Origin of the sequence: Haloferax denitrificans ATCC 35960, from assembly GCF_000337795.1 — an archaeon.
Classification (GTDB): domain Archaea; phylum Halobacteriota; class Halobacteria; order Halobacteriales; family Haloferacaceae; genus Haloferax; species Haloferax denitrificans.
The window spans coordinates 275454-290290 of record NZ_AOLP01000001.1 but is presented as its reverse complement, the minus strand read 5'-3'; the positions used below and the strand labels follow the sequence as shown (position 1 = coordinate 290290).

General features: G+C 66.9%; 14 protein-coding genes. 8 read left to right on the top strand and 6 right to left on the bottom strand.

Features of this window, described 5'->3' with window-relative positions:
- The first annotated feature begins 438 nt into the window (after window positions 1-438).
- Window positions 439-771, top strand: a complete 333-nt coding sequence (locus tag C438_RS01265; protein WP_004967422.1) for a DUF7344 domain-containing protein — start codon at window positions 439-441, stop codon at window positions 769-771.
- 137 nt (window positions 772-908) lie between these two features.
- Window positions 909-1526 carry a GTP-binding protein EngB gene (gene engB / locus C438_RS01260; protein ID WP_004967421.1) on the top strand — a complete coding sequence of 206 codons (618 nt, stop codon included), beginning with the start codon at window positions 909-911 and terminating at the stop codon, window positions 1524-1526.
- 36 nt (window positions 1527-1562) lie between these two features.
- Here engB and ddh read toward each other — a convergent pair whose 3' ends face one another.
- Together ddh and C438_RS01250 are read right to left on the bottom strand one after the other, a co-directional pair.
- Entirely contained in the window at window positions 1563-2489 is a 927-nt protein-coding gene (gene ddh / locus C438_RS01255; RefSeq protein WP_004967420.1) for a D-2-hydroxyacid dehydrogenase, read from the bottom strand.
- Between the two features lie 84 nt (window positions 2490-2573).
- On the bottom strand, window positions 2574-3344 hold the full coding sequence (locus tag C438_RS01250) for a DUF3179 domain-containing (seleno)protein (protein WP_004967419.1): 771 nt from the start codon (window positions 3342-3344) through the stop codon (window positions 2574-2576).
- Window positions 3345-3576: 232 nt separating this feature from the next.
- Between C438_RS01250 and C438_RS19230 the strand changes: the two genes are divergently transcribed.
- A complete protein-coding gene (locus C438_RS19230; protein ID WP_152421726.1) occupies window positions 3577-5070 on the top strand; it encodes an EVE domain-containing protein in 1494 nt (497 codons plus the stop codon).
- On the top strand, window positions 5048-5512 hold the full coding sequence (locus tag C438_RS01240; protein ID WP_004967417.1) for a hypothetical protein: 465 nt from the start codon (window positions 5048-5050) through the stop codon (window positions 5510-5512). The genes C438_RS19230 and C438_RS01240 overlap by 23 nt, the downstream gene beginning before the upstream one ends.
- 235 nt (window positions 5513-5747) lie before the next feature.
- On the opposite strand, the gene C438_RS01235 is transcribed toward C438_RS01240, so the two are convergent.
- On the bottom strand, window positions 5748-6989 hold the full coding sequence (locus C438_RS01235; protein ID WP_004967416.1) for an NUDIX domain-containing protein: 1242 nt from the start codon (window positions 6987-6989) through the stop codon (window positions 5748-5750).
- 60 nt (window positions 6990-7049) lie between these two features.
- Here C438_RS01235 and C438_RS01230 point away from each other — a divergent pair, with 60 nt between their 5' ends.
- From C438_RS01230 to C438_RS01220, 3 genes are all read left to right on the top strand, one after another.
- Window positions 7050-7544 (top strand): metallophosphoesterase family protein, encoded by a 495-nt coding sequence (locus C438_RS01230; protein ID WP_004967415.1) that lies wholly within the window; start codon window positions 7050-7052, stop codon window positions 7542-7544.
- A gap of 132 nt (window positions 7545-7676) precedes the next feature.
- Window positions 7677-8432: a coenzyme F420-0:L-glutamate ligase gene (locus C438_RS01225; protein ID WP_004967414.1), complete on the top strand. Its 756-nt coding sequence runs from the start codon at window positions 7677-7679 to the stop codon at window positions 8430-8432.
- A 74-nt stretch (window positions 8433-8506) separates the two neighbouring features.
- Window positions 8507-9493, top strand: a complete 987-nt coding sequence (locus tag C438_RS01220; RefSeq protein ID WP_004967413.1) for a 5,10-methylenetetrahydromethanopterin reductase — start codon at window positions 8507-8509, stop codon at window positions 9491-9493.
- On the opposite strand, the gene C438_RS01215 is transcribed toward C438_RS01220, so the two are convergent.
- Window positions 9447-9683 carry a hypothetical protein gene (locus tag C438_RS01215; protein ID WP_004967412.1) on the bottom strand — a complete coding sequence of 79 codons (237 nt, stop codon included), beginning with the start codon at window positions 9681-9683 and terminating at the stop codon, window positions 9447-9449. The two genes, C438_RS01220 and C438_RS01215, sit on opposite strands and share 47 nt — an antisense overlap.
- A gap of 140 nt (window positions 9684-9823) precedes the next feature.
- On the opposite strand from C438_RS01215, the gene C438_RS01210 reads away from it, so the two are divergent.
- Window positions 9824-10078, top strand: a complete 255-nt coding sequence (locus C438_RS01210; protein WP_004967411.1) for a DUF7573 domain-containing protein — start codon at window positions 9824-9826, stop codon at window positions 10076-10078.
- A 120-nt stretch (window positions 10079-10198) separates the two neighbouring features.
- Here the strand turns inward: C438_RS01210 and mutL are convergent, their stop codons facing one another.
- Both mutL and mutS read right to left on the bottom strand, forming a co-directional pair.
- Complete coding sequence (gene mutL, locus C438_RS01205) at window positions 10199-11902, bottom strand: DNA mismatch repair endonuclease MutL (protein ID WP_004967409.1); 1704 nt, start codon at window positions 11900-11902, stop codon at window positions 10199-10201.
- Entirely contained in the window at window positions 11899-14727 is a 2829-nt protein-coding gene (gene mutS, locus C438_RS01200; RefSeq protein WP_004967408.1) for a DNA mismatch repair protein MutS, read from the bottom strand. Before mutS ends, mutL begins: the two co-directional genes overlap by 4 nt.
- Window positions 14728-14837 lie beyond the last annotated feature (110 nt).

Sequence of the window (14837 nt, the reverse complement as noted above, 5' to 3'; positions counted from 1 at the left end):
TCAGTCGAGTTCCATGAGCGACCGAAAACGGCGCTCGAACGCCGGAATTCACCCCCTTCCGCTAGCATTTCGGCCGATAGAACCCGTTCGTGACCAGATTCGGTTCATGACATGTAACGTCGGCTTCCGGATGCACTATTTCAATGACCGGACTGTGAAAGCAGAAAAAGAATGCTGACTTGCTAGCTATGCACTCTCGGGGGACGTAGTTGTGAACACACACAGACATCGACAGCCGTACGCCGTCCAGACGCGCCGCGACGGCGCAGAGGCGTGCGGACGTGTGATTGACTGGTCGCGCTCTCGACGGTACCGGTATCGGGTGGTGCTCGCCGGGTGCCCGGAGCGCGACCGTTCGGCGACTCGCGGGAGACGCGTTACCTCGGCGTCTCGCGCCCGTCGCGCGACGCCCGTTGGGACCCGACGGGGGTTGCGCTGATGGTAGCCGCGGCGCCCCCCCGCCTCGACGAGGCGTTCGACGCTCTCGGAAACGTCCATCGGCGACGGTTGCTGATGGGCCTGCGCCGACGGCGACGCGCGCGCCTCGACGCGGCAACGCGGGACGCGGCCGGTGGTGGCGGCCGCGACCGCGACCGACTGAAGGTGGAACTGTTCCACGTTCATCTGCCGAAACTCGCCGACGCGGGCTTCGTCGAGTGGAACCGTCGTCGCGGTTCCGTCGCGTGCGGCCCTCGATTCGACGAAATCGAGCCGCTGTTGCGATTTCTCGACGAGGACGCGGGCGAGCTATCGGCCGGCGGCTGTGACTGACGCGGCCGCTTCATTCACGCGTCGTCGGCGAGTCGTCGTGGGGGCGGCTCGCCCGGAGACGTGATTTTTCGCGACCGACGCCGCCAGCGTCGAGTCCGTTCCGCCCACCTTATCCGTCGCGGTGGCGAACCACCGGTATGTTCGAAGACCGACCGGACCGCGACGAAATCGTCCTCGTCGGGCGGTCGAACGTGGGGAAGTCGACGCTGATGCGAGAGCTGACGGGTCACAGCAAGTTCACGACGGGCAAGAAGCCCGGCGTCACCCGCAAGCCCAACCACTTCGACTGGAACGCGGAGAAGTTCATGTTTACCGACCTCCCCGGGTTCGGCTTCATGTCCGGCGTCGACCGCGACACCCGCGAGGCCATCAAGACCGACGTCGTCCAGTACATCGAGGAACACGCCGACGACATCCTCGCGGCGGTCCTCGTCGTCGACGGAAAAAGCGTCATCGACATCATCGACCGCCACACCACCGAGGACTCCATCCCCCACGACGTGGAGATGTTCTTCTTCCTCGACGAACTCGACATCCCGACCGTGGTCGCGGTCAACAAGATGGACAAGGTCGACGACCGCGACGAGCGCCTGAACGACCTCTGTGACCGCCTCGGGCTGTTCCCGCCGTGGAAGCAGTGGCGGAACGTCATCGCGCCCATCACGGCCAAGCGCGGCGACATCTCGGCCCTCGAAGAGGCCCTGCGGTCGCACCTCCACGAGCAGGGCCGCGACGACCTGTTCAAGTTCCTCTGAGCGCCGCGCGGCCGGTGCTGTGTTCCGTGTCGACCCTCACGCCACCCGGTTCGTGAGCGGTTCGCCGGCGGCTATCTTCTCGACGTTCTCCCCCACGAGCGCCGCGATGTCCTCGTGGTACTTCCCCGTCGCGGCGCTCACGTGCGGCGTGACGAGCACCTCGTCGAAGTCCCACAGCGGCGACTCCGCGGGGAGCGGTTCCTCGGCGAACACGTCGAGCGCCGCGCCCGCGATGTCGCCGTCGTCGAGCGCCGCCACGAGGCCGGCCTCGTCGACGACGGGGCCGCGCGCGACGTTCACGAGATAGGCGTCCTCGCGCATCGCCTCGAACGTCGGTGCGGCGACCATGCCTTCCGTCTCCTCGGTCAGCGGCATCGCCAACACGACGAACCGGGCGTCGGCGACGGCCTCGTGCAGTCGGTCGGGCGTGAACACCGTCGAGACGTTTTCCACGGGGTCGCCGGAGCGCCGGACACCGACGACCTCCATGCCGAGGGCGGCCGCGCGGTCGACGACGCCTCGGCCGAGCGTGCCGAGGCCGACGACGCAGACGCGCTCGCCGTCGAGGGTGAACGGCTCCGTGTAGCGCGGGAGGTCCCACTCGCGGTCGCGCTGGGCGTCGCGGTAGGCGTGGAGGCGGCGGGCGAGCGTCAGCATGTAGGCGACGACCGTCTCGCCGACCGTCGTCCCGTGGACGCCGGTGCTGTTCGTCAGCGCCGTGCCGGCGGCCTCGTAGTCGGCGACGGGGAACTCGTCGTAGCCGGCGCGGACGCAGTGGACCCAGTCGGCGTCGACGAAGGCGTCTCTGTGGCCGAACGTGGCGACCGCGTCGCCCGGCCCGAACTCCTCGTCGTCGCCGACGCGCTCGACGGGGACGCCGTGGCCCGAAAGCGCCTCGGCGAACAGTCCCGGCGGCATCGTCCGACCGACCGACTCGTCGACCGCGATGCGTTCGATGTGCATGGCCGAGGGTCGCGGCGGCTCACGAAGGAAGTTGCGCCTTCGGCGCGGGTGGCCGGTTTCGGGCGTCCGGCGTCCCCCTGTTCCCTACGTCGTCTCCGACCACGGCGGCGGGAGGAGCACGTCGGTATCGGGGTGGTCGGCGCGCCACTCGGCCCACGTCGTCACCGACGACGGGAGCACCGCCAGTTCCTCGCCGGACTGCGGGCCACAGATACCCGTCGCCAGCAGTTGGCTCCAGTAGCTTCCGGTCGCCTCGTCGTAGAGCACGAGGTTCGCGGCGTTTCGGAGTTCGGCGTCGCCGGTCAGGACCGACGCGCCGAACACCCGCCCCTCGGCGGCGCTCGTGAAGCCGCGGGTCGCCGGCGGTTGCCACAGTTGCCCCGAGACGAGGAACGTCGTCGGCGCGCCGTCGACGACCCGCTCGGCCACGAGGCCGGACTGGCACATCGGACAGTACGACACGAAAAGCGGGTCGCCGCCGAGGCTGTCGTTGACGACCTCGTGCCACCAGAGCACCGAAAGCGGGTACGCGCGGGCCGCCCCGCCGCGCTCGACGCCGACGACGAACGACCCGTCGTACAGTCCGGGTTCGGGGTCGTCGCCGAAGCGGTACTTCGCGTCGACTCGCCGGCCCGCCCACCCGGAAGCGACCGCGGGGTCGACGATGGCGCGGACGCCGTCGACGGGGTTCGGCGGCGCGCCACACACCGTCTTCGGGAAGCCCTGCGCGACGACCGGGTCGGGGTTCCCCGGCGCGGGGAACCCGGCCTTCGGCGGCCGCACGCCCCCCTCGGTACAGCCCGCGAGTCCGGCGGCCGCCGCGCTCGCGACTCCGAGAAACGTGCGGCGGTACATACCTCTCTATTGGTCGTTTGACGGGAAATAGCTAGCTTGATTCCGGGTGTTCGATGCTTCGTTGTAGCGCTCTTGACGCTCTATATGAGATCCGTACTTATTATGGATGTGAACAGGGGTCAAGTCTAATTAACGAAAGTATCCATAACTAAATCCGACATCTAGACGTGAGAAACAAAATACTAAGTAGTAATATGTGTCTCAATTGTAGTATACTCGAGGGTCATCAGATATGCAAATTCTAATTGATACAAATATATTCATTCATCGAGAAGATGATGAAATTGTTCCGAAGCCCCTGCGTAAGTTAGAGCAATCATTGAAGAAGAGCGGACACACAATTAAGATACATCCGTTCTCCGTTAAGGAGATCCGCAAGGATCCCAACAGGAAACGAAGAGAAAGGAACGAGTCTCGTATTGAGACATATGTTGAATTAGCGTATCCTCCTACACCGAGTGATGGTGAGTCGGAGTTCCGGAGACATATCCCAAAATCATCGGGCAACAACCGGGTGGATAATATGCTGTTGTACGCGGTCTTTACCGATGCTGTTGATTTCTTGATTACTGAGGATCGTGGAATGCATAAAAAAGCTCTTGATCTGAGTATTGAAGACCGCGTATTCACTATTAAAGAGGGAAGAGATTACTTTGAACCAGACCGCCCAGCGATTCGCGGTCCGGCATCTATTCGTAGGACTACTTTCGGTGACTTGGACCTCAATGATCCTATCTTTGATTCATTAAAAGAAGAATATGAGTTCATTGAATGGGCAAAATCAAAGTCTGAACGTCCTGCCTGGGTTAATTATACAGAAGATGGCCAACTTGGTGCGGTGTTGATTCTTAAACCAGAAGAGGTTGAAAACATAGGCACCACTCCATCACTTGGGCGGGAGAAACGGCTTAAAATATCTACTTTGAAAGTTAGCGAGGCACAGTGGGGATCCAAACTCGGCGAGCTTTTGATTTCTATTGCCATTCGTGAGGCAATTGGTTATGAGGTTGAACAAGTTTATCTTACACATTTCATCCAAGAGGATGAGGATTATCTGGTGAGGCTCATCGAAAACTATGGGTTTGAGCATGCATCTAACCGCAAAGATGGGGAAGCAATCTTCGTGAAGCGGTTAACTCCCCCACCAGATACAAGCTTAGAACCTTCACAGATTGCACGCCGCTACTATCCCTCCTTTTGTGATGGAGAAAATATAGGAAAATACCTCATTCCAATTCAGCCACAATACCACAACAAGTTATTTACGGGATACTCTAAACGACAACCGGGTCTCAACGAATTTGCGGGAAGATTCAATTCAGAGGGGAATGCAATTCATAAAGCGTATTTATCCCACTCGAATATCAGGAAAATATCTCCCGGTGACCTATTGCTGTTCTACCGATCAAAAGATTACAGAGAAGTCACGTCCATCGGGGTCTGCGAAAATGTACTGTTCCGTACTGCTAACCAAGACGAAATCCAGAAGTTTGTAGGTAAGCGGTCTGTATTCTCCGAGCAGGAAATCGAGAATATGGCGAAATCACCTACCACGGTCATTCGATTTTCGTGGCATTTTGATCTCAAAAACCCAGTCTCATATGAGTGTTTACTCGAGAATAATGTACTTTCTGGCCCTCTACAGACGATTCAGTCGATTAGTGAAGAAGACTATAAGTATATAAAACAAGAAGGAGGAATTGATGAACGCTTTGCTCTCGATTAAGCCAGAGTTTGGGGAGAAAATTCTGGCTGGCGAGAAACAATATGAATTTCGTCGGACGACTTTCAGCGACGCAAATTCTATCGATTTCATTTATCTGTACGCATCCTCTCCGGTGATGCAGATTATTGGTGGTTTCACCTACAATCGGATAATCGAAGCCTCCCCTGACGAATTATGGGAACTATTTGGTGACCAATCCGGCATTGAGGACCAAGACCGGTTCATGGACTACTATGAGGGCGCTGAGACCGGTTATGCTATCGAGATTAATACGACCTACCCCCTTCAGAAACCGATTACTCCTACGGAGATATTCGAAGATTTCGTTCCTCCTGTCTCTTTCTTTTATCCTGGTCCAGAGATGGATGCTGTTCTCCGGACGTATTTTCCGGAATCCGTAGAAACAGAAATGACTCAGTTACCACAGTTCTCTTCTGATTAGTCTATCTAAAGACGATCGTATTACTCTAATACTGTTAGCAGACAGAGTATCCCGGTACCGGTTCGTCGTGTTAGTGAGTGGTGGCTCGGATGAAATCTATCATCACAAGGGGCTGAGTGGGGGTAACCTTCGTCATCGCCACCGAGTCGGAGTCCGAGTCGGACGCTCAAGAATCCACCCTTTTCGCCCGCCGGGCGGCGGGAGTGACGGTTCCCCGAAACCCCACGCTCCCGACTCACTCGTCCCACGACGCCAACGCGGCGTGCTCGGCCGCGACCGCACCGATTTCGTCCGCGTCCAACACGCCGTCTTCGGTGACGACGCCCGAGAGCGGGTCCGCGGGAACGACCTCGAAAAGCGGATTTGCGGTCCCTATCGCGGCCTCGCCGTCGTACAGCGCGCCGGCGTCCTCGCCGACGAACCGGTCGTCGCCGCGGACCTTGTCGCGGGCGCAGACGGCGAAGACGGGCACGTCGGCGCGGGCGGCCGCGAGCGCGACGGGGAGGCTTCCGACCTTGTTGACGACGCCGCCGGACGCGAGCACCGCGTCGGCCCCGAGGAGGACGGCGGCGGCTTCCCCAGCCACGACGAGTCCGGGGAGCGCCGCGTCGGTGGTCAGCGTCACGTCTCGCCCGTCGCGGGCGAGGCGCTCCGCGACGCCGACGCCCTCGCCGCCCGGTCGGGACTCGGCGACGAGGACGGCGGCGTCGGCGGCCTCGGCGGCTTCGAGCGCCGCGAGAACCGTCCCGGACCGCGAGAGGGTTGCGAGTCGGTCGTAGCCGCGCGCTCCGACGAGTTCGGCGGCGCGGGCCGCCGCCGCGTCGTCCGCCTCCGCCGCGTCGTCGATAGCCGCCTCGGCGCGGCGGCGAACCGATTCGGGCTCGGAGTCCGATTCCGACATCACGCGGTTGACGCGGTTCTCGACGGCGGCCATGCTCGGGCGCGCGTCGCGGAGTCGCCGGGCGACCGACGCGACTGCGTCCCGCGAGTCCGCCTCGGCGGCGGCGTCGCGCAGGACCTCCAGCGCCCGGAGCGAAATCCACGCCGACCCGTGGGTCTCGTCGGCGGCGACGGTCTCGACCGCGGGCGCGACCCGGCGGTAGGCCGCCCACAGTCCGGGGACCGCCTCGCGCTTTCGAATCGCGGTCGGGTGGACCCACTCGACCGCGGCGAGTTCCTCGTTCGGGTCGACCTCGCGGCTCCCCGCGTCGAACAGGAACGGGTGGACGGTCCACTCGCGGCCCCCGTCGGAAACGGGGAGGGGTTCTCCAGCACGGACGAGGTCGGCGTCGGCCTCGCGGACGCCGACCTCCTCGGCGAGTTCGCGCCGGGCGTCGCGCTCGGCGTCGGCGGGGTCGCCCTCGACGTAGCCGGAGACGCCGGCCCAGCGACCCTGATACGTTCCGACGGCGTCGCTCCGGCGGGCGAGGAGGACGCGGCCGCCGTTTCGGAGGAAGACGGTGACGACGTGTGGCATATCCTGACTTACGTCCGCCACTGACAAAACGACTATTCAGGCCGGTCGCGTGGTGTCGGTATGCGACTCGCTATCCTGAGCGACACGCACGTTCCGGGGCGGGCCGACGGGCTTCCGGGCTGGGTCGAAGACCGGGTCCGCGAGGCCGACCTCGTGATTCACGCGGGCGACTTCGACTCGCCGGACACGCTCGACCGCCTCCGCGACCTCTCGGCGCGGTTCGTCGGCGTTCGCGGGAACATCGACCCGCCGGCCATCGACCTCCCGTTCGTCGAGGTCGTCGAGGTCGACGGGCTCACGTTCGTCGTCACCCACGGCACGGGCACGAGAACGGGCTACGAGTCCCGCGTCGCCGACGCGGTCAGAGACGCCGCGGGCGACGGCGCGGTCGGCGTCGCGGGCCACATCCACGAGGTGGTCGACGAGACGGTCGACGGCGTCCGCGTCCTCAATCCGGGCACCGCGACGGCGGCGAATCCGGGCGACGACGCGACGATGATGGTCGGCACGGTCGCCGACGGCTCGCTGTCGGTCGAGGTCGTCCGCGACGACTGAGGTCGGTTCGTCGTCGTCGTCGCGCCGGGCGGAGCGGCCAGCCGTCGAACCGAGCCTCCCCGCCCGCCTGCGATACCGGCCCGGTTCGCCAGCATCCCGTCGTTTTTCACCGCCCTCTCCCTCCGACTCGGTATGGAGCTGTTTCCCGTCCCCGACGTGCCCGAGGTCCGCGAGGGCGACGACCTCGCCGCCCTCGTCTCGGAGCGCGTCGACCTCCGGCCCGACGACGTGGTCTGCGTCGCCTCCACCGTCGTCTCGAAGGCCGAAGGGCGGTTCGCCGACCTCGACGACTTCCCGGCCGGCCCGCGGGCGCGCGAACTCGCCGCCCGCCTCGCCGAACTGACCGGCGACGAGAAGGACCCGCGGTTCGCGCAGGCGGTCCTCGAAGAGAGCGTCGACCTCGTCATGTCCGAGCCGTTCCTCCTGACCGAGACGCGGTTCGGCCACGTCGGCGTCAACGCCGGCATCGACCGCTCGAACGTCCCCGACCACGACCTGCTGTTGCTCCCGAAGCGCCCCAGCGAGTCGGCAGAGCGCATCCGCGCCGGCGTCGACGCCGACCGGGTCGTCGTCACCGACACCTGCGGCCGGCCGTTTCGACACGGTCAGCGCGGCGTCGCCATCGGCTGGGCGGGGCTGAAAGCCTCCCGCGACTGGCGCGGCGAGGCCGACCGCGACGGCCGCGAACTCGGCGTCACCGTCGAGAGCGTCGTGGACGAACTCGCCGCGGCCGCCAACCTCGTGCAGGGCGAGGGCGACGGCGGCACGCCGGTCGTCGTCGTCCGCGGCTTCGAGTGGGGCGACCACGGCGAAAGCGACGCCCACTTCCGCGACATCGACGGCGACTTCGTGCGGCAGGCGCTCCGCGAGTGGCGCTACGACCCCTGACGACCCGATTCACCAGTTCACGCTCACACCACGTACACACCACGTACACATCACGTACACACCACGCTCACACAATGCTCGGACTCGAACTCACCCCGGAACACCCCGTCGACGACCTCGTCGAACTGGGCACGCAGGCGGAACGCGAGGGCTACGACTCGTGTTTCGTCTCGTGTCACTACAACAACCGCGACCCCTTCGCGGTCCTCGCGCGGCTCGCGGCCGAGACCGACGACATCCGCCTCGGCCCCGGCGTCGCCAACCCCTACGAGCTACACCCCGTGACGCTCGCCGGCAAGGTGGCGACCGTCGCCGAGGCCTCGGGCGGTCGCGGCCTCCTCGGTATCGGTCCGGGCGACCCCTCGACGCTCCGCAACCTCGGCCTCGAAGACGAGCGGGGCCTCCGCTCCGTGCTGGAGGCGTTCAAGGTCGCACAGAAGCTCTGGGACGGCGAGCGCGTCACCCACGACGGCACGTTCGAGGCGACCGACGCCGGTCTCAACTTCGACGTGCCCGGCGAGGTGCCGGTGTACGTCGGCGGCGAGGGCCTGCACATGTGCCGCATGGCCGGCAAGCACGCCGACGGCCTGCTGTTCAACGGCTCGCACCCCGACGACCTCGCGTGGGCGAGACAGCAGGTCGATATCGGCGTCGAGGACCGCCCCGACTCCCGCGGCGAGTTCACCCTCGCCGCCTACGCCAGCGTCTCCGTCTCGGAAGACGAGGACGCGGCCCGCGAGGCCGCCCGCCCGCCGGTCGCCTTTATCACCGCCGGGGCGGCCCCGCCGGTCCTCGACAGACACGGCATCGACGCCGACCGCGCGAGCGACATCGGCGAGAAGATTTCGGCCGGCGCGTTCTCCGAGGCGTTCGGCCTCGTCACGCCGGCGATGATAGACGCCTTCTCGATGGCCGGCACGCCGGACGACGTGGCCGACCGGATGGACGCGGTGCTCGAACACGCGGACGGCGTCGTGGTCGGGTCGCCGGTCGGCCCCGACCTCGAAGACGCGATTACTCTCGCCGCGGCGGCCTACCGCTCGACGAGCCGACGCCGATAATCCCGAGTTCCGCGCCGATTGCGCCGAGGACGACGTAGGCGAACGCGCCGACGGCGAGGAGGATGAAGACGTTGCCGAAGAGGAAACTCACCGTCGAAAGCGGGTCGCTCAGCGCCACGTCGGCGAAGGTCACCACCAGTTCGAGGACGCTCGTGAAGAGCGCGATGACGAAGTCCGTGAGTGTTGCCATGCGCGACTCTCGGGATTCGGGGGTATTGATTGTGTGGGTTTCGCACGGCGCGCACCCCGACGCGGGCGACGGACGAGGTCCTCCTCTCCGTGCCGCGCTCGGTCGGCACCGATAAGGACCGCGCCCACGGACGCTGAGTCATGCCGAACCGCTCGCTCGACGACTTCGCCGCCGGCGACGACGAATCGGTCGACACCCCGCCCAGCGCCGACGAACCCGCCGACGCCACCGATTCCGCCGACGCCAACGCTGACGCCGATTCCCGCGACGTGAGCACGCTCGCCACGTACCGATGGACCCCCGAAGCCACTCCGTGCCCCCAGTGCGGCGAGTCGGTGCAGAAGCGCTGGCTCGACGGCGACGAGTACGTCTGTCTCGACTGCAAAGACTGGTAGCGGCCGGGCGAGCCATCTCTATAACTATTCGGTATCTATCTCTGCACGAGCCACCGCGCCATTTCGCACGACAGTACCGAGGTGGCTCGGCAACGTTGCTCCCGAGGTGGTCCCCAATTCCTACCCAAGCCGGCCACTTCGCCGGCCGAATCCGCGGACGAACGTCTTCTCGTCGATAGAGAGCACCGTGGGTCGGCCGTGCGGGCAGGTGTAGGGCGTCTCGCACGAGCCGAGTCGCTCGACTAACCGCGCGGCCTCGTCGTCGGTGAGATCGTCGCCGGCTTTAATCGACGGGTGGCACGCGAGGTCTTTCAGCAGTTCGTCCCGCGGGTCGGTGTCGTCGCCCGAAGCAACGTCGGCCACCACGTCGGCGAGCGCGTCCGGGGCGAACGGTCGGCCGAGCGGTGCCGGGACCGCTTCGACGCGGTACGTTCCGGTTCCGGTCCCGCTCCCGTCGTCGAACTCGGCGACGCGGAAGCCCAACCTCTCCACGAAGTCGCGGTTCGCGTCGAGGAGCGCCGCGTCGGTCGGCGACAGCGAGACGGTCGCGGGCGGGTCGACGGCGACCGAGTCGACGCCCGCCGACTCGACGGCCTCGCGGAGTCGCTCGTAGTTGATGCGCTCGTGGGCCGCGTGCTGGTCGACGACGAGGAGTTCGTCGCCGGCCTCGCAGAGCAGGTACAGGCCGCGGAACCGACCGATGACGCGGAGGTCGTCGAACACCGACGCGGCCTCGACGGGCGCGAGCGAGCTATCGAGGTCCATCGCCACCTCGCCGCTCCGCCGCATGTCGGCGGTCGACAGCGCGTCGCGGACGCTCGCCTCGACCGCCTCGGCGACCGCGTCGGCGTCTCTGAAGCCCACCTCGTCCTTCGCGGGGTGGACGTTGTGGTCGACCCACGCGGGCGGGAGGCGGACGCTGACCACGCCGACCGGTTCGCGCCCGTCGGGCAGGAGCGTCCCGTAGCCGTCGGCGACCGCCCGGCGGAGTCGCGGTTCGGCGAGGGCGCGGCCGTTGACCGAGACGTGGACGTGGTCGCGTCGGGAGCGCGTCACCTCGGGGTGACAGAGCGCGCCGTCGACTTCGACCGCGGCCGTCTCGCCGGCCGCGGAGACCTCCCGCGACGCGTCGAACGCCGAGGCGTGGCTCGCGGCGTCGCGGCCGTACACCGCCAAGAGCGCGTCCGAGAAGCGGTCGGTTCCGGGCGTCGCGAGCGTCTCGCGGCCGTCGTGTCGCAGGACGAACCGCACGTCCGGCCGCGTGAGCGCGTAGCGCGTGACGACCGCCGAGACGCGGGCGAACTCGGCTTTCGGCGACGCGAGGGACTTCTTCCGCGCCGGGCGGTCGGCAAACAGGCCGGTCACTTCGACGGTCGTCCCGCGCGCCCGACCCGCGGGCGAGACGGTCTTCGTCTTCTCGCGGTCGCCGTCCGTCGCCGCCTCGCCGCCGTCGACGACGACTCGCGTCCCCCGCGGGCCGCCGTCGTTCGTCGTCAGTTCGAGTCGGGCGGCGGCCGCGGCGATACTCGGGAGCGCCTCGCCCCGGAAGCCGAGCGTCTCGACGGTTTCGAGGTCGTCGGCCGCAGAAAGCTTGCTCGTCGCGTGTCGCTCGACCGCGAGCGCGGCGTCCGACTCGGCCATTCCGCGGCCGTCGTCGGCGACGCGGAGTCGGTCGGTCCCGTCGCCGTCGACCTCGATTTCGACGGTCTGCGCGCCGGCGTCGAGGGCGTTTTCCACGAGTTCGACCACGACGCTCGCGGGGCGGGCGACGACCTCGCCGGCGGCGATTTTCGAGCGCGTCTCCGGGTCGAGTCGGCGAATCATTCGAGTCTTCCTTTGAGCTCCGACAGGAGGTTCAGCGCCTCCAGCGGCGTGGTGTCCACGAGGTCGGCCTCGCGGAGCGCCTCGGTGACGGCTTCGAGTTCGGGGTTCGGTTCGGCCGCGGCGGCCGTCGCAGTTGCTTGGTTCGGATTCTCGCTCTCGCCGTGACCGTTCTCCAGCCCATCGACGTAGGCCGCGAGCGTCCCGTCTTCGGCGGCCTCGTCGACCTCGCCGTTCGTGGCGGCGGCGACGCCGTCCGCTTCGGAGTCGGCCGCGCTCTCGGGGCCAGTCTCGTCCACAGCGTCGGTTTCGTCCACGAGGTCCCGCGCCCGCCCAACCACGCTGGCCGGCACGCCGGCCAACTGCGCCACTTCGACCCCGTAGGACGACGACGAGGGGCCGTCGGCGACGCTGTGGAGGAACGTGACCTCGCCGTCGCGCCGCGCGGCGGTGAAGTGGAGGTTGAACACGCCCTCGCGGTCGTCGGCCGCGTCGGTGAGGTCGTGGTAGTGTGTCGCAAACAGCGTCGTCGCACCGACCTCGTCGTGGAGGAACTCGGTGGCCGCGCGGGCGATGGCGAGGCCGTCGGCGGTGGAGGTGCCGCGCCCGACCTCGTCGAGGAGGACGAGCGAGTCGCCGGTGGCGTTGTGGAGGATTTCGGTCAGTTCGCTCATCTCGCGCATGAAGGTGGACTGGCCGCCCGCGATGTCGTCGGACGCGCCGATGCGGGTGAACACGCGGTCGAGCACCGGCAGTCGGGCCGACTTCGCCGGGACGAAGCTCCCGACCTGCGCGAGGACGCAGACCAGCGCGACCTGCCGCATGTACGTCGATTTCCCGGACATGTTGGGGCCGGTGACGAGCGCGACGCTCCCCCGCGGGAGGTCGGCGGGGTTCGGGACGAACTCGTCCTGTGCGCGCTCGACGACGGGGTGTCTGCCGGCGTCGATGCGGATGCCGCCGGTCTCGGCGGTCCCGTCGTTCGGGTCGTCCGGGGCGTCGTCGGCCGCGCCGTCGCCGGCGCGCTCGCCGCCCGCGTGGAACTCGGGGCGAGCGTAGTCGTTCGCCACCGCCACGTCCGCGAGCGTCCGGAGCACGTCGAGGTCGGCGAGGGCGTCCGCGACGGCCTGAATCCGGGCCGATTCGGTCGCCACCTCGGCGCGCACCTCGCAGAACAGGTCGTATTCGAGGGCGTCGGCGCGGTCCGAGGCGCGGAGAATCTCGTCCTCGCGCTCCTTCAGTTCGGGCGTGTAGAACCGCTCGGAGTTCTTCAGCGTCTGGCGGCGCTGGTAGTCGTCGGGGACGCGGTCGAGGTTCGGGTTCGTCACCTCGATGTAGTAGCCGTGGACCTGATTGTAGCCGACTTCCAGCGAGTCGATGCCGGTGCGCTCCTGCTCTCTGGCTTCGAGGTTCGACACCCACTCGCGGCCCGCCTCGGCGGTGCCGCGGACCTCGTCCAGCTCGGCGTCGAAGCCGTCGGCGATGACGCCGCCCTCGGTAATCTCCTGCGGCGGGTCGGAGACGACCGCGTCGCCGACGAGGTCGCGCACGTCTTCGAGTTCGTCCAGCGAGTCGCGCAGGTCCGAAAGGAGGTCGGAATCGGTTCCGGCGAGCGCCTCGCGGACCTTCGGCACCCGGTCGAGCGTCGTCTTCAGCGAGCGCAGGTCGCGGGCGTCGGCGCGCTCGCGGGAGACGCGGGCGACCAGCCGTTCGAGGTCGTACACCGACGAGAGGTGTTCTCGGAGGTCGGCGCGGGCCAGCGCGTCGTCGCAGAGGGCCTCGACGGCGTCCAGTCGCGCCTCGATTCGGTCGCGGTCGACGAGCGGGCGGCGGAGCCACGCCTCCAGTCGGCGGCGGCCGAGCGCGCAGGCCGTCTCGTCGAGGACCGAAAACAGCGTGCTCCCGGCGCGGGCGCTCCGCGACTCGAACAGTTCGAGGCTTCTGATGGCCGTCGCGTCGAGCTGGAGGAACTCGCGGGGGTCGAACCGCGTGACGCGGGTGACGTACGCCAGTTTCGAGTCGCCCTGTGCGTACTCGGCGTAGGCGAGCGCCGCGCCGACCGCCCGGAGTTCGGCGTCCGATTCGACCACGGCGTCCGGCCGGGGCGCGTAGGCCGACAGCGTCTCGCGGGCCGCGTCGGCGTCGAACGCCCCCGGCTCGAACGGCGTCTCCATCGGGTCGAACGAGAGGTCCGGGAGGTCGCAGTCGGGACCGACGACGAGTTCGGCGGGCGCGAGGCGCTCCAGTTCTTCGAGCGCCAGCGCGCGGTCGGCCCCGGTGACGAGGCACTCGCCGGTCGAGACGTCCACGACGGCGAGGCCGTAGGTGTCGCTCTGGGTGTCGTCGTCGCTTCCGTTCTCTCCCCCGCTCCCGCCCCGAGCGACCGCACCGAGGTAGGTCGCCCGCCCGGCGTCGAGTAGTTCCTCGTCCACGACGGTGCCGGGCGTGATGAGTTGGGTGACCGCGCGGTCGACGAGGCCGGACGCCTCCTCGGCGTCTTCGACCTGCTCCGCGAGCGCGACCCGGTAGCCGGCGTCGAGGAGGCGTTCGAGGTAGCCCGCGGCGTTGTCGATGGGGATGCCGGCCATCGGCCACGTCCCGGTGGAGTCCTCGCGCTGGGTCAGCGTCACCTCGCAGGTGCGGGCGACGGCCTCCGCCGCGCCGCAGAACGCCTCGTAGAAGTCGCCGACCTGAAACAGCACGACGGCGTCGTCGTGTTCCTCGCAGAGGTCGGCGTACTGCGAGAGCATCGGCGTCAGGTCGTCCCGCACTGCCAGCATCTCCGGCGGCGCGCCGTACACCGCCTCCCGCTGGGCGTCCGCGTTCATACTCACACCCGGGTCGCCGAGCGATAAAAACGCCCGGGAACGGCCCGGTCGCCGCCGTCCGCGCGAACCGCCAGCCCGCGACTGAGGCGTGTGGACACCCAGCAAGGTTA

What these genes read in the sequence shown, in the direction of transcription:
- C438_RS19230 (WP_152421726.1), top strand. Translation starts at nt 3,577, where the DNA reads ATGCAAATTCTAATTGATACAAATATATTCATTCATCGAGAAGATGAT.
- C438_RS01235 (WP_004967416.1), bottom strand. Translation starts at nt 6,989, where the DNA reads ATGCCACACGTCGTCACCGTCTTCCTCCGAAACGGCGGCCGCGTCCTC.
- C438_RS01210 (WP_004967411.1), top strand. Translation starts at nt 9,824, where the DNA reads ATGCCGAACCGCTCGCTCGACGACTTCGCCGCCGGCGACGACGAATCG.
- mutL (WP_004967409.1), bottom strand. Translation starts at nt 11,902, where the DNA reads ATGATTCGCCGACTCGACCCGGAGACGCGCTCGAAAATCGCCGCCGGC.
- C438_RS01240 (WP_004967417.1), top strand. Translation starts at nt 5,048, where the DNA reads ATGAACGCTTTGCTCTCGATTAAGCCAGAGTTTGGGGAGAAAATTCTG.
- C438_RS01250 (WP_004967419.1), bottom strand. Translation starts at nt 3,344, where the DNA reads ATGTACCGCCGCACGTTTCTCGGAGTCGCGAGCGCGGCGGCCGCCGGA.
- C438_RS01265 (WP_004967422.1), top strand. Translation starts at nt 439, where the DNA reads ATGGTAGCCGCGGCGCCCCCCCGCCTCGACGAGGCGTTCGACGCTCTC.
- C438_RS01220 (WP_004967413.1), top strand. Translation starts at nt 8,507, where the DNA reads ATGCTCGGACTCGAACTCACCCCGGAACACCCCGTCGACGACCTCGTC.
- C438_RS01225 (WP_004967414.1), top strand. Translation starts at nt 7,677, where the DNA reads ATGGAGCTGTTTCCCGTCCCCGACGTGCCCGAGGTCCGCGAGGGCGAC.
- C438_RS01230 (WP_004967415.1), top strand. Translation starts at nt 7,050, where the DNA reads ATGCGACTCGCTATCCTGAGCGACACGCACGTTCCGGGGCGGGCCGAC.
- mutS (WP_004967408.1), bottom strand. Translation starts at nt 14,727, where the DNA reads ATGAACGCGGACGCCCAGCGGGAGGCGGTGTACGGCGCGCCGCCGGAG.
- ddh (WP_004967420.1), bottom strand. Translation starts at nt 2,489, where the DNA reads ATGCACATCGAACGCATCGCGGTCGACGAGTCGGTCGGTCGGACGATG.
- C438_RS01215 (WP_004967412.1), bottom strand. Translation starts at nt 9,683, where the DNA reads ATGGCAACACTCACGGACTTCGTCATCGCGCTCTTCACGAGCGTCCTC.
- engB (WP_004967421.1), top strand. Translation starts at nt 909, where the DNA reads ATGTTCGAAGACCGACCGGACCGCGACGAAATCGTCCTCGTCGGGCGG.